The 15,064-nt window shown below is 36.2% G+C and carries 13 protein-coding genes; 3 read left to right on the top strand and 10 right to left on the bottom strand.

Translation table 11 applies throughout. From position 1 onward, the window contains the following. The first annotated feature begins 122 nt into the window (after positions 1 to 122). Both ASO14_RS10175 and ASO14_RS10180 read left to right on the top strand, forming a co-directional pair. Positions 123 to 1,562, top strand: coding sequence for an MFS transporter (locus ASO14_RS10175; RefSeq protein ID WP_068454635.1), 1,440 nt, complete (start codon positions 123 to 125; stop codon positions 1,560 to 1,562). Between the two features lie 75 nt (positions 1,563 to 1,637). Next, entirely contained in the window at positions 1,638 to 3,059 is a 1,422-nt protein-coding gene (locus ASO14_RS10180) for a cryptochrome/photolyase family protein (RefSeq protein ID WP_068454637.1), read from the top strand. Between the two features lie 132 nt (positions 3,060 to 3,191). Here ASO14_RS10180 and ASO14_RS10185 read toward each other — a convergent pair whose 3' ends face one another. Next, a complete protein-coding gene (locus tag ASO14_RS10185) occupies positions 3,192 to 4,631 on the bottom strand; it encodes a DASH family cryptochrome (RefSeq protein ID WP_068454641.1) in 1,440 nt (479 codons plus the stop codon). A gap of 78 nt (positions 4,632 to 4,709) precedes the next feature. On the opposite strand from ASO14_RS10185, the gene ASO14_RS10190 reads away from it, so the two are divergent. Further along, complete coding sequence (locus ASO14_RS10190) at positions 4,710 to 4,976, top strand: TIGR03643 family protein (RefSeq protein ID WP_068454643.1); 267 nt, start codon at positions 4,710 to 4,712, stop codon at positions 4,974 to 4,976. A gap of 61 nt (positions 4,977 to 5,037) precedes the next feature. Here ASO14_RS10190 and ASO14_RS10195 read toward each other — a convergent pair whose 3' ends face one another. From ASO14_RS10195 to ASO14_RS10235, 9 genes are all read right to left on the bottom strand, one after another. After that, complete coding sequence (locus ASO14_RS10195) at positions 5,038 to 5,778, bottom strand: alpha/beta fold hydrolase (RefSeq protein WP_068454646.1); 741 nt, start codon at positions 5,776 to 5,778, stop codon at positions 5,038 to 5,040. Positions 5,779 to 5,850: 72 nt separating this feature from the next. Continuing rightward, positions 5,851 to 6,204 (bottom strand): YlbF/YmcA family competence regulator, encoded by a 354-nt coding sequence (locus ASO14_RS10200; RefSeq protein ID WP_068454649.1) that lies wholly within the window; start codon positions 6,202 to 6,204, stop codon positions 5,851 to 5,853. Between the two features lies 1 nt (position 6,205). Further along, complete coding sequence (gene miaB / locus ASO14_RS10205; protein WP_068454651.1) at positions 6,206 to 7,744, bottom strand: tRNA (N6-isopentenyl adenosine(37)-C2)-methylthiotransferase MiaB; 1,539 nt, start codon at positions 7,742 to 7,744, stop codon at positions 6,206 to 6,208. Between the two features lie 119 nt (positions 7,745 to 7,863). Next, complete coding sequence (locus ASO14_RS10210; RefSeq protein WP_068454654.1) at positions 7,864 to 8,154, bottom strand: hypothetical protein; 291 nt, start codon at positions 8,152 to 8,154, stop codon at positions 7,864 to 7,866. A 114-nt stretch (positions 8,155 to 8,268) separates the two neighbouring features. Next, entirely contained in the window at positions 8,269 to 9,135 is an 867-nt protein-coding gene (locus ASO14_RS10215) for a 2-oxoacid:ferredoxin oxidoreductase subunit beta (RefSeq protein WP_068454657.1), read from the bottom strand. Further along, on the bottom strand, positions 9,136 to 10,884 hold the full coding sequence (locus ASO14_RS10220) for a 2-oxoacid:acceptor oxidoreductase subunit alpha (RefSeq protein ID WP_068454661.1): 1,749 nt from the start codon (positions 10,882 to 10,884) through the stop codon (positions 9,136 to 9,138). It lies immediately after the preceding gene. Between the two features lie 570 nt (positions 10,885 to 11,454). Then, positions 11,455 to 12,921, bottom strand: a complete 1,467-nt coding sequence (locus ASO14_RS10225; protein ID WP_068454664.1) for a multicopper oxidase family protein — start codon at positions 12,919 to 12,921, stop codon at positions 11,455 to 11,457. Between the two features lie 51 nt (positions 12,922 to 12,972). Further along, positions 12,973 to 14,016: a sensor histidine kinase gene (locus ASO14_RS10230; protein ID WP_068454667.1), complete on the bottom strand. Its 1,044-nt coding sequence runs from the start codon at positions 14,014 to 14,016 to the stop codon at positions 12,973 to 12,975. Beyond that, on the bottom strand, positions 14,006 to 14,674 hold the full coding sequence (locus tag ASO14_RS10235) for a response regulator transcription factor (RefSeq protein WP_068454670.1): 669 nt from the start codon (positions 14,672 to 14,674) through the stop codon (positions 14,006 to 14,008). Before ASO14_RS10235 ends, ASO14_RS10230 begins: the two co-directional genes overlap by 11 nt. Between the last annotated feature and the right edge of the window lie 390 nt (positions 14,675 to 15,064).

A 15,064-nucleotide genomic window follows, 5' to 3' on the forward strand; every position in this document is an offset into this window, starting at 1 on the left:
CTTTTCATTTCATTCTATTATAACAAAAATATGTTCATAAATCGTTCTAAGCAATTGAATTGTTTCAGGCTTTGAATATGTTACACTTAGAATTAGATTACTATGAACAAAGGAGTCTCTTTATGCAAGCTCATCCAATTAGAATTTTACGTATCATGGGCATTCTTGACGGTTTGTCTTTACTTGTTTTACTTTGCATCTCCATGCCGCTCAAATATATATGGGACCATCCACAATTTGTTACGATCAATGGTGCGCTTCACGGTGGAATTTTCATTCTCTACTGTTTAGCGATTTTATATGTTCAAATACGTATTCAATGGCGCGGTCATTGGACGTTCTTATCATTCCTTGCTGCTTTTATCCCGCTTGGAAACTTTGCGCTCGACCGGCAATTAAAAAAGATGGAACACACAACAACGACGCAACCATTCCAAAGAATTTGGATTGTGTATGGGATTATCTTCTTCTCATTCTTTGATTTATTTGTACAACTACCTGTTATGAGTACATATGCACTTTCACTCGGCGCTTCGACATTCGTTGTCGGGATTGTTGTGGGTCTGTACTCATTTACGAATACATTCGGTAATATTTTTTCAGGTGTTTTTACAGATAAAATTGGCGCATATAAAATGCTCATGCTCGGACTGCTTTTATCTGTCGCATCTCTTTTTAGTTATCAATTCATTGAAGATCCAACCATGTTATTAATCGTTCGCTCACTTCATGGCTTTAGTAGTGGCTTTATTACTCCCGCTGCCTTTGCGTTACTCGCGAATTTACGCAGAGAAGATACACAAGGTAGTGGTAGTGCATTTACAGGTGCATTCGTCGGACTTGCAGCGATTATCGGACCTGCAACAGGTGGTATTTTAGCGACGAAAATGTCTGTTCCAAACGTCTTAAGTATCGTTGGTGGAATTGGAGCACTTCTATTAATTGCACTGTTATTTTTACAACGAACAAAACAGCAGCGCAGTCAAAATGTAATGAAAGAACGTGTCCCACTTATTTGGTCTAAAAAGCTCGTTCAGTCTTATGTCGGTGCATTCTTTTTAATGTTTTCACAAGGTAGCCTTGCTTATTTATTACCTATTTATGTACAAGAGTTAGGTTATACTTCACGCATGTCGGGAACTTTATTAAGTATGTTCGGGATTGTTGCTGTCATCATTTTCATTACACCGCTCAATCGAATTTTCGATTATCTATCAGCATCTACGTCTTTATTAATCGGAATTGTCTTACTTGGTGTCAGTCAAATCTTATTAGGTGAAGCGACGACGACGATTCCACTATATGGTGTACTATCGCTTTATGGAATTGGTTTTTCATTTACATTCCCAGCCATTAATAAATTACTTGCTGAAGCAACTGAAAAAGAGATTCGAGGAAAAGCTTACGGCTATTTTTATGCGTTCTTCTCCATCGGAACCGTTGCTGGCTCTTTTGTACTTGGTTCACTCGACTTAATTAATCAACCAGGATTTTTATTTACAGGTGTTTCACTACTTGCTTTTAGTATCGTCGTATTTTTTTTACGTGAGAGAAAAGGTTAAATTCACTATTTTTGACAAGTCTTATAGTGCATTATACGATAAGTTAGATTGAATTTATGTAGGAGATGATCTGAGATGTTTACATTGGTGCTTTTTCAACAAGACCTTCGTCTACATGACCATCCTGCGCTTTTTCATGCCGCAGAAAACGGTCGTGTAGCGACTGCTTATATTGCTCAACCACTAAAAAGTCGTCCAACAGCTTCAGATGTGTGGCGACACCATGCACTACTTGATTTACAACAATCCTTAAAGAAAAAAAATCAAACGCTTATTTTACGACAAGGTGACTTCGTTGATGAGGTGCTAAAGTTAATAGATGAACTGAAATGCGATGCAGTTCATTGGCATCGTTCATATGAAAAAGAACGTATCGAGGTACTGCAAAAATTACGTCAAGCACTTGAACAAAAAGGCGTACACGTGCATGAATTTGAAGGAACGCTCTTATTACAACCTGAAGAAATCGTGAACGGCAAAAAAGAACATTATCAAGTGTTTACACCATTTTGGAAACGATATCGCGGTGAACATATTCCTTCTTCTCTACCAGAGCCTGAAACAATTGAGCAAGGTGAATCAGCGCCTTCACTCTCTGTAGATGACCTTGGTCTACTCGACTCTGTTAATTGGTATGATGATGTACTTGCGCATTGGAAGATTGGTGAGCGTGCTGCGATTGACCAATGGCTTCATTTTAGAGAAGAACCAATTGCAAACTATGCAGAAGATCGCGATTTCCCTGCAAAAATGAGTACATCTTTACTCTCACCACATCTTGCTTGCGGTAGTATTAGCGCACGTGCTTTATGGGCTTCAGGTCGTAGTATGATGCAATCTGAACAATATACAGCAAAAAGCGATGAAATTGATAGTTTCTTACGCCAACTCGTATGGCGGGAATTCTCGTATTATCAACTGCATTACAACCCTGATTTAGATGCTGTCCCGCTAAGAAAAGAATTCGAAGCATTCCCTTGGTTAAATAATGACCAAGCATTTGTGGAATGGCAAAAAGGACAAACAGGCTATCCATTAATTGATGCGGGCATGCGTGAATTATATGCGACAGGCTTTATGCACAATCGTGTGCGAATGGTTAGTGCATCTTTCTTAGTCAAACATCTATTGATTGAATGGCAAAAAGGATATGAATGGTTTAAAGAGACGCTTGTAGACTTTAATATAGCGAATAATGGCATGGGATGGCAGTGGGTTGCTGGTTGTGGCGCAGATGCTGCTCCTTACTTCCGCGTCTTTAATCCGATTTTACAATCAGAAAAATTTGATGGAAAAGGCGATTATATTCGTAAATGGTTACCCGAACTAGAAAATGTACCAGACAAATATATTCACGCACCATTCGAAGCACCTGAGCGTGTACTAGAAGAAGCTGGCGTGGAACTTGGACGTAATTATCCATTCCCGATTGTTGATCATAAAGCAGGACGAAAGCGTGCGCTTGAAGCGTATGATGTGATTAAGAAAAGTAAATAATATGAGAAAAAGTCCTTCCGCATTCATTGATGTGGCAGGACTTTTTTATGTCTCCGATATTGGTTTATAATAAGCTGAACTTTTGTTCATCATATAATAATAGATGATGTAAAATCTATAGTTTACGTATAACTAATCTTTTTTCACTGCACGTAAGTACTTCTGTTTTTGTTCATTTGCAGAGGAAAATAAGTCAACGATTGGTGCTGCATAATCGATGCCTAATATCACACCATACTGCTTTTGCTCATCATCTGTTAAAGGCTCTGTTGTGTAAACTCGATGCGCTGGAACGTCTTTCAAAATTGGTAACCATCGTTTCGCGTATTGCGCTTTTGGATCATAATCTTTTCCTTGTTTTGCTACATTGAATACACGGAACTCGCGTGCATCATTCCCCACGCCCGCAACATAACACCAATTACCATAGTTACTTGACACATCATAATCAATGAGCTGTGATTCAAACCAAGCTGCTCCCATACGCCAGTCGATTCCTAAATTTTTCGTTAAGAAGCTTGCGACATTTTGACGACCTCGATTCGACATATATCCTGTTTGTTGTAGTTCTTTCATATTGGCATCTACTAACGGATAACCTGTTTCACCTTGTAACCATTTTTCAAATAAACCTTCATCTTGTGACCAAGGAATGGCTAAATCATCAATTCCACCTGCTTGAAATAAACGATTGCCATATTTACGATGAACAAGAGAGAAATAATCGCGCCATAATAATTCAAAGAATAGCCAATATGTTGAGCGATTCTTTATACGGGATTTTTCATAGCGCTGAATTTCTGCATAAATCGTTCGTGGTGATAAACAACCATATGCTAAGTAAGAGGAAAGTTTGGATGAATCATCGCGACGTAACATGCCGTTACGTGTTTCTTTATAGACACATAATGCATCTTGATCAAAGAAATAAGATTGAATGCGTTGTAGCCCTGCTTGCTCGCCACCATGTTCAATTGGTTGTGCAGGTGGTGTTTCGTGAATCCCTAATTCCTGTAATGTTGGGATTGGTATTTTCTCAACTTCTTTAGTAGAACCTTTTGGACAGTCGAGTGGCGTACGCACAACACACTGCTTCTCTACTATTTTTCGGAACTGCGTAAATACGTCTGGTAACTGTGAAATTGAAAAAGGCAAATCGGCTGGATGAATTAAATTATGCGTATCATACGCATGGAATGTCACGTGAGGTAATTGTTTTTTCACTGCATTTTCTACTGCCATTTCTTCACTTGCTACTTCAACAGAATAAAATATTTTTTTAATCGTATGCACTTTAGCTAACTTTTTTAGCACGACTTCTGGCTCGCCTATTTCAATGTGTAGTGGGTAGCCAAGTTTTGCTAAACTATTTTGTAAATCAGCGATACTTTCTCGTAAAAACTGCGCACGGTGTACACCAGTTTTTAAAAATCCATATTTCGTTTTTGTAAATTCACGTGGATCAAAACAATAGACACCCATCACTTCAAGACCTGAAGCAACTGCTTGTACGAGTGGTTCGTGATCTGTCACACGCAAATCATGGCGAAACCATACAACTGAATAATCCATAAATTCATCTCCCTGTACTTTCATTCTTCTTCATTATACAATATGCTCAAATAACTTCACGTCTAAAGGAGAATGAATATGACGACAAGTCAACCATTAACAGTAGATGAAATTGACCGTATTATTGAGATGGCATGGGAAGATCGTACACCTTTTGAAGCGATTGAAATTCAATTCGGTTTAAAGGAAAAAGATGTCGTCCAACTCATGCGTAAAGAGATGAAAGCTTCTTCATTTAAAATGTGGCGTAAACGCATGCATAACCGAAAGCCAAAACACGTAGCTTTTCGCACACCAGATACAAAACGCTTCCGTTCACCAATGCAAAAAACATATACTTTTTAGACATAGAAAATTCCGTATGATTTCGAAAAATCATACGGAATTTTAGTGTGTCTATCTTATTCTAATCATCTTTTGTCAAAACCATACGAATCGCATCAATGACAAGCGCTGGCTTTTCAACCATGCCCATATGTCCTGTTGGAATACGCACTTTTTGTACATTCGGTCCATCCGTTTCAATTGGTTTCATAATTGAATCATTTGTCCCTTCAATGATTGCAACAGGTATCGACCCTTCAGTAATAACCGTTGTACGTTCAGGTCTTTGCTGCATCGCTGTTAATTGATAGACCATCCCTTCAGGTGTCGCATACTTCGCCACTTTTCGCATGTAATCAATTGACTCTTCTGAAGAACCTTCTGGGAAGAAATTTTCAATCATAGAATCAACAAAGACGTCGACTCCTTTTTCACGAATCTCACCTTTTTGTTTTTCACGCTTTTCACGCGCTTCTTCTCCATCAGCTAAATCTGATGAGAATAATAGAACAAGTTGTGAAACAGGTGCAATCTTTTCATCTACAGCTGCTAAGGCAACGTAGCCACCCATTGAATGCCCTACCCAGATAGCTTCCTCTACACCTTCTTTCTCTAATACTTCGGCTACTTCTTTTGCATAATCTTCAACTTGATAATCTGATTTTTCAATTTGACTCTCGCCAATACCTGGTAAATCAACAACATATACAGTATGTGTTGCAGCTAAGTCTTCAATAATAAAATCAAAACTATGACCGCCGCTTAAAAATCCATGTACAAAAACAATTGCTGGACCAGTTCCTTGTTTTTTATATGCTAACAATAGAAACATCTCCTTTTTCATTTAATTTCCAAAAAAGAGCTTTCTAAAACATGGTATTGTTTGGTAATTTAATTATTTTGTTGTTTCATCAACTCGTTGAACGATTGTTTGCGAAACCATTTGCAACAATTCATTCACTTCTTGCTGCACAACTTGAAATTCTTCAACAATTGGCATCGCATATAATGTACTTTCTAATGCTTCAATTTTTGCTTCTACTTCTGCTAAAGCTTGCTTCTTACCAAAATGTTGTAAGTTGACTGCTTGCTTCTGTAAAGCTTTCATCTGTGCAATAATTTCACTTACTTTACCATTGGCATCAATTTGCTTTTCTGCACGTTTGAAAAATTCAACTTCTTCTGTTTCTTCCATCATCTGTGCAATTTGACGTGCTTTTGCTAATACTTCTTCTTTTGTGTGGCTCATATTATTTCACCTCAGCGGTTTTTGACACAACCTCAACGAATTCTCCTGCTAATGAGTGTGTTTTTGCTTCTGTAATACGTACATGTACATATTGTCCAATGACTTCTTTCGGTGCAACAAAATTCACTAAACGGTTTTTACGTGTATAACCTGCTAATACTTGATCATTTCGTTTACTTTCACCTTCGACAAGTACTTCAACAATTTCGCCTTCTAACTTTTTCAACGCTTTTGCTGAATATTCAGCAACAACTTCATTCAAGCGATGTAGACGTTGTTTCTTCACTTCTGCTGGTACATTATCCGTCATTTTCGCTGCCGGTGTACCTTCACGTGGTGAATAAATATATGTGAATGCCATTTCAAAGCCTACTTCTCTATAAAGAGATAATGTTTCTTCAAATTGTTCTTCTGTTTCATTCGGGAAACCAACAATAATATCTGTTGTTAATGCGACATCTGGAATTGCTGTACGAATTTTACGCACTAATTCTAAATAGCTTTCGCGCGTATATTTACGTGCCATAATTTTTAACATATCGCTTGAACCTGATTGAACAGGTAGGTGAATATGTTCAACTAAGTTTCCTTTTTTCGCTAATACTTCGATTAAATAATCATCGAAATCACGTGGGTGACTTGTTGTAAAACGAATACGCGGAATATCAATCTTACGCAGTTCATCCATTAAATCGCCTAAACCAATAGATGAATCAGGTAAGTCTTTACCGTATGCATTCACGTTTTGTCCAAGTAATGTAATCTCTTGATATCCTGCTGCTGCTAACTCACGTACTTCTTGAATAATGTCTTGTGGTAAGCGACTACGCTCTTTCCCGCGTGTGTAAGGAACGATACAATATGTGCAGAATTTATCACAGCCATACATAATATTAACCCAAGCTTTTGTTTGTCCTTTACGCACTTTCGGTAAGTTTTCGATGACATCGCCTTCTTTAGACCATACATCAATGACTGTCTCTTTTGATAAGTACGCTTCATTTAAAATTTCTGGTAGACGGTGAATATTATGTGTACCAAATACCATATCTACTTGATCATATGTTTTTAAAATTTTATTAACAACGGCTTCTTCTTGCGACATGCAGCCACAAACACCGATTAATAAATCTGGATTTTGTAATTTTAAAGGCTTGAAGTGTCCTAGTTCACCAAACACTTTATTTTCAGCATTTTCACGAATTGCACATGTATTCATTAAAATGACATTCGCCTCTGTCACTTCATCTGTCGCTTCGTAGCCTAATTGCTCAAAAATACCTGCCATTACTTCTGTATCATGTTCATTCATTTGACAGCCATATGTGCGAATATAGAATTTACGTCCTCTACCCATCTCCGCAAAACGCTCATCAATTTTGAAATCTGCATGATATTCAATTTCTTCTTTACCACGCTTTTTCGCGTCTTTTAAAGAAGGTGTCTTTTGGAAAAATTGACTATAATCTTTTTCTTTCACTGGTTGTAATGGTTTAAAAGGCTTCACTTGTTGGCCTTGTAATCGTTGTTCTTCGTTCATCTTCGGTATAACTCCCCTCATCTACGCACTGATCTTTCCATCAGTTAGATGTTCTTTCAATTTGAACATATCTAATCTATCATACCAAAAATCGAACGAATACTCACTGATTTCATCCATTAAAATACGTCGAGATTGATTCCTGTATAAAATGCGTAGTTGGAAGCAATCAGAAATAACATGATGTAAAAGAGTGGACGGTATTTCCCTGCCCATTCATATGCTTTTTCTAGCATAGCTTCACTAAATTTCCGATATAAAGCAATCATAGCGAACATAATGAGTAACTGAGGAAAAGCTAAAAATAGTGATACATCTAATGCTAAAAAGACTTCAACTAATACTGCCATACCTAATAAATGCAGTTTTGTGTACAGTTTATAATACGTTTCGATTAACCATCTGTTCATTGATTCGATCACTCCTTTTATCTTTAGTTATACGGAGTGATTGTATGAAAGTTCCAATTTCAACCAAAAAACATCACATGCAATAGGCATGTGATGTTTCTGTAAAACTGTTACTTACATGAATTCCTTCATTAAGCTGTCTAAGTCTGTTTCTTTTAAGTTAATATCTGCTTCGTGAAGTGGTGCTTCATCATAGCCGATTACTTTGTCTTGGTAAGAAGTTGTTTCTGTATCTTGGTAGATGATTCCTGTTACAAGGCTTTCATGCTCCATAACTGTTTTCATCGCCATTTGACGGTCTGAAGGGTCATAGCCTTCGATATCAGCTAACTTCGTTAAGTTCTCTTTGAACCAGTCATATGTGTTTACTTTATTATATGTTACACATGGGCTGAATACGTTGATGAACGCAAAACCTTTATGTGCCATACCTGCTTCAATAATCGCTGTTAATTCTTTTAAATCTGTAGAGAAGCTTTGTGCGACAAATGTTGCTCCTGAAGATAAAGCTACTTCTAATGGTTTTAATGATGGTTCAATTGCGCCACCTGGTGTTGATTTTGTGACAAAACCAGCAGCTGAACGTGGTGACGTTTGCCCTTTTGTTAAACCATAGATTTGGTTATCCATAACAACATATGTGACATCGATATTACGACGAATTGAGTGTACAGTATGTCCCATACCAATTGCGAAACCGTCACCGTCACCGCCTGTTGCGATAACATTTAAATCGCGATTTGCCATTTTTAAACCTTGTGCGATTGGTAATGCACGACCATGAATACCATGTAAACCAAATGCATTAATGTAACCCGATAAACGACCTGAACAGCCAATTCCTGAAACTACTGCTAATTCATGTGGTTCAATACCGCGGTTTGCTGCGGCACGTTGAATCGCTGCTTGTACAGAGAAATCGCCACATCCTGGGCACCAGTTTGGTTTGATTGTATTACGAAAATCTTTAAATGTTCCCATTTATTTTAGCAACTCCTTTACGCGATTTAAAAGCTCTAGTGGTAAGAATGGTGTACCATCATATTTCACTAAGTTGACTACTTTATGATGTGCACCCATGTTCATTTTTAAGATACTTGCTAATTGACCTGTTGCATTATTTTCTACAACGATTACTTTTTTCGCACCGTCAACAAGTGGTTGTAATTCTTCTGTTGGGAACGGATGAATCAGACGAATATGTGCATGATTCGCTTTAATTCCTGCTTCGTCTAATAATGGACGCACTTCTTCGATTGCACCTTTTGTTGAACCGAAACCGAGGATTAATACATCTGCTTCGTCATGCGGTGCATCTGTAAATACAGGTGTATCAAAGTGTACATGCTCTAACTTGCGCATACGTTTATCCATTTGTGTTTGACGATTTGATGCTGATTCAGATGGTGTACCAATCTCACTATGTTCTACACCTGTTACATGGTGAATACCATGTTTTTGACCTGGTACAACACGAGGTGATACGCCGTCTTCTGTTACTTCATAACGTTTGAAGTATGCTTTATCTTCTGCTTCTGGTAACTCACCTAAGTTCAGTTTACCACGCTTAATTTCAATTTTATTAAAGTCAAATGGTTCAACTGTTTGTTTACCAAGTGATAATTGTAAATCTGATAAGACAATAACAGGTAATTGTAACTCTTCTGCGATATTGAATGCTTGGATCATATCATAGAAAGCTTCTTCACCTGTTGATGGTGCGATGACTACTTTTGGAATTTCACCATGCGTACCATATAACATCGCCATTAAGTCCGATTGTTCTTGTTTTGTTGGTAAACCTGTTGATGGACCACCACGTTGTGTGTCTACTACAACAAGCGGTGTTTCTGTCATACCTGCAAGACCAAGTGCTTCCACCATTAATGAAAGACCAGGGCCAGCTGATGCTGTGAATGCACGAATACCACCGTAGTTTGCGCCGATTGCCATTGTTGCTGCTGCAATCTCATCTTCTGTTTGAATAACAGCGCCACCGAATTTTGGTAACTTCTTCGTTAGATATTCCATAATTTCTGTTGCTGGTGTAATTGGATATGCTGCCATTAGTCGAACGCCTGCTGCAAGCGCCCCCATCGCTAATGCTTCATTCCCAATCATAAACATACGATGTTTTCCATCACCAGGTGCTAATTCAAATTGACCTTCTTCTAAACCTGCTTCCACAAGTAAGTCGTGCATAATTTGATGTCCCTGTGCGATTGCTTCCATGTTTTTCGCGACAACTTCTTCACCTTTACGTCCGAAGATTTCACTTACAACACTTTGGAATACTTCATCCTTTAAGTTCATTAATGCCGCAGTTGCACCGATCGCTACCATGTTTTTCATTAATGTTGTACCTAGTTCTTTTGCTATCTCTGTGAACGGTACAATATATAATGTTGCTTTTGAATCTTCTGGATTCACTGGCTTGAATTTTGCGTCCGCTAAAATAACACCTGTTTCATCTAATTCCTTATAGTTGACGTCGATTGTTTCTTGATCGAATGCAACTAAAATATTCAAATCATCTGGAATTGTATGAACGGCTGTTGTACGAACATTGATTTTATTGTTTGTGTGACCACCTTTAATACGTGAAGAAAAGTGACGGTATCCGTATAAGTGGTATCCTAGACGGTTCATGGCAGTAGAGAACATTTCGCCGGTACTTTCAATACCTTCCCCTTGTTGCCCACCGACTTTCCATGAAAGCTGATGTAACATATATAAACATCTCCTTAAAAACAGGTTATTTTTTAAATTCATTTCTACTTCATCAGTTTATCATGAAGGCTATCGTTTCACTATTGTTAATCATACTTTTTTAGGAATTTCAGACCTTTGACGGAATAAAAATTGACAGAATTCAAAACATTTCGGTCTTTTCTGCTGAAATCGTATTTTTATACGCCTTTTAAACCAATAAAAGAAACATAAAAACGAACGTTTTATAATATTAAAAAGATAAAGTTCGTTTAAAAATGGTTATTTATTCATTTGGACGAAAAAATAGAAAGTAAAGAGCCTGAGACAAAAGTATTTTCAACATAACAAATCCCGTATGATTTTTAAAAATCATACGGGATTTGTTCGTTCAGATCAATTTTCGCTTCGAAAAACGCTTTCCGCGGGCATGGCTTCAAACTCCTCGTCACTACGTTCCTGTGGGGTTTTCAGCTCATGCTATTCCCGCAGGAGTCGTTTTCTACGCATTCAATTGATTTGATTATTCGCATTTGAGCCATATTATTTTGTTCTGTCCCAGCCTCTTTACTTCACTCATCTATATGACTATTAATTCACTTCAATTTGCCCCATCATGCCATTATCTTCATGTTCAAGAATATGACAATGATACATATATATACCTTTTCCTTTGAATTTAACTGCTATTTTTGCCTTTTGCCCAGGCTCTAATGAAATTGTATCTTTCAAACCTGATAAATTGGCAGGTGGTTCTTTACCATCAATTGATACGACTTGAAACTGTGTCCCATGAATATGGAAAGGATGTCTCATTCCACCCATAGCGTCTTTTACGTTTTCGATTTCCCAAACTTCCATTTTATTTTGCTTTTGGGTAAAATCAATGCGATTAGGATCAAATTTTTTATTGTTAATCGTTACATGCTGCATCATACCAGCCAATTTGATTTTCTTTGTAACTTTTTTATTTTTTATTTCATCTGACACTTGAAGTTGATTTAAGTTCTGTTTTATTTGTTTAGAAGGTAATTTTTCTTCTTTTACATGAATTGGCAAAACATTGACACCATCTTCATTTATGAGTGTTACCTCATTTGTTTTTACTTTCGTAAAATCTACAATTATTTCTGCTCGTTCTGAGGGGGAAAGCTGAATCGTCTTAGTATTATATGGTCTATTCAGTAAACCCCCATCACTTGCAATCTGTTGAAATTCCATATCATTGTTAAAGCGTAGTATATAGTTTCTCGCATTTGAACCGTTTAAAATTCGTAGACGAACTTTTTTTCTATCGACAGTTAGTTTTGGATCAATGACACCATTAATTAACAAAATATCTCCTGTTGTACCATCTGCATTCATTACTTGGTCATAATCAAGTTGATTTTCATCAGTAAATTTTTTATCTTGTAAAATAATCGGCAAATCATCTACACCATAGCGATCTGGTAAATTTAGATTTTTATCGTCAATATAAAGTAATCCCGTCAAACCTTTAAATACTTGTTTTGCAGTTTGATGCATTGGATGTGGATGAAACCAGAGTGTAGCAGCATCCTGTTTTACGTTGAATTGAATGGTTTCTTTTTCCCCTGCTTTTAACACCTTGTGCGGTCCACCATCTTCATTCCCTGGTACTTCGAGTCCATGCCAATGAAAAGTAGTATCTTCTTTCAACTCATTAACTAAATGGATTGTAACATTCATTCCTTTTTCCATCCGTACGACGGGTCCAAGAAAACGACCATTATATCCATATGTTTCCGTTTCAAACCCATTCAAAAATTTTGTTTTTCCTTGTTGCGCTTTTATGGTATATACAACCGCATTATCTGTCAGGCTATCGGGTTTTAGTACTTTTGGAAACGTTAATTCATGTTCGCCCTTACTACTTTTTAAATTAGCAGTTGTCTCGTGACCCATCTCCTCGTCCATGCGATGATTTGAATGATTCATCTCTGTACTATTCATAGAAGAATTATTACGATTATCCATACTGCAAGCAGTCAGTAACCCTAAAAGAATCAAAATACCTACTATTCTCATTTTCTTCATATAAACACGTCCTTTCTGTATAAATAATCATACAGAATAGTTATGTAGAAATTATGTAGAAAACGGTATTTGTATATGAAACGTTGTACCTTCGTTTAAGTTACTTTTAACTGTAATTTCTCCTCCATGTGCTTCAACTAATTTTTTCGTGATGGTCATACCAATCCCTCTACCTTCATATGCATTTTTCCCTCTATAATTCCATTCAAAAATTCGATTCTTTATTTCTAAATCCATGCCTACACCGTTATCATAAATCAAAATGCAAAAATGCGTTTCCTCACGAAATAATGTAATTTTAATGGTTCCTTCTTTGCTCACATGATACATGGCATTTTTAATAATATTATGGAGAACTTGGTTAATTCTTAACTCATCAACTTCTGCATAGATTGTTTCATCTACTTCTAATTTTAAATGAATTTCTTTTTCTAATAATTCACTTGCTACTCCTGTAACAGCTTTTTCAATGAGTTTAGCTATATTACAGTCATTTTTCGAAATTTTAAATGTCGGATGATTAATATCATTTAATGTATCTAACTCACCAATCAAAGTGATTAATCGGTCCATTTCCTCTGTACAAGCTTGTAAATTTTTAGTAGTCGGATTCAAGATACCGTCTTGAAATGCACTTAGATAACTTTTCACAGATGCCAACGGATTCCTAATCTCATGAGCAAGTTCTTGCGTCATCTCTTTTCGACGTCTCTCATAAACTGTTAACGTCTGGTCTAACTTTAATAGAGATTGTCCTAGTTGTCCGATTTGGTCATCAATTGTATAGTTGATTTTTAAATTTCGCTTTCCTTTTACTAATGACAGAGCAAATTTATTCATTTCATGTATGGGCTTGGTCAAAATTCTTGCAATTAATAGGCTTGAAATCATAATCACGATTAATAAGAGTGCAATAGACCAAAGTGCTGTTTCTCTTAACGCTAAATCGAAATGATGAATTACTTCTTGGGAGTTTGTAATGTTGAGCATCATTAAGTGCTCATGACCTTTATATAATAAAATCACTGTAATAATGAACAACATACTCATTGTAAAGGCAGCAACAATAAACGCTATTTTTATATTAAATTTCATTTTTCATAACCTTTTCATTCATTTTATAACCCAGACCAAAAACCGTTTGAATTACATCAGCGCCCACTTTTTTTCTTATATTCTTAATATGTTGATCAATAACTCGTGGATTCGTTTCTGAATCAATCCCCTCTATTTTGTTAATTAAATCTTCTCGACTAAACACCTGTCTTGGATTTTCAATTAATAAGCATATAATGATAAATTCATGTTGTGTTAAGTGTATAGTTTTACCTTTTAAACATATGTTGTTTTCATTTGTATATATTTTTATATCTCCAAATTGAAGTATTTCTTTTTGAGATTGATTTGGTCGTAATCTCTCTGCTCTCACGACCACTTCTTTTGGATGAAAAGGTTTCACAACATAATCATCTGCACCCATGCGAAAACCTTTTAATTTATCATCAATTGCTATTTTGGCAGTTAACATGATTATCGGAATATTATAATACCGTTTGACATACTCACAAATATCTTCTCCATCCATATCTGGTAACATCAAATCTAAAATAATAAGGTCTATCGATGTTTCTTCTATAATTTGAATTGCCTTTTCACCTGTATGAGAAATATAAGGAGTGTCACCATTTTTCTTAAAATACAAAGCTAAAATTTCTGTAATTTTTTCTTCATCATCTACAATTAATACATTCATCGTTCCATTCACCTGCTTTTCTAGCTTCATTACAATTATATCTATACTATACGCTATTTATTTCTCAGGAAAAAGGAAGATATTTCATATTAATAGGATGTAACATAATACTTTATTTAACAAAATTGTTCTTCATAAAATTTAACTCTGAATCGTATTAAACATACATTGGACAAAATAGCTTGTCGTAAAAAGTATTTTGAATAGAAAATATACGAATTTAAGTTCAATATATTTTCAAAACAGACTCGGACAAAACATTTCTTTTTAAGTGTTCGTAACGAAAAAACGAAACCACGCAATAGCGCAATTTCGTTTTTTCGTGAATATAATATTGTGTTTTTATACTTATGTTCAAGCCTATTACCTATATTAAGAATCCGGTCATTT

This window comes from Kurthia sp. 11kri321 (genome assembly GCF_001534765.1).
Taxonomy (GTDB): domain Bacteria; phylum Bacillota; class Bacilli; order Bacillales_A; family Planococcaceae; genus Kurthia; species Kurthia gibsonii.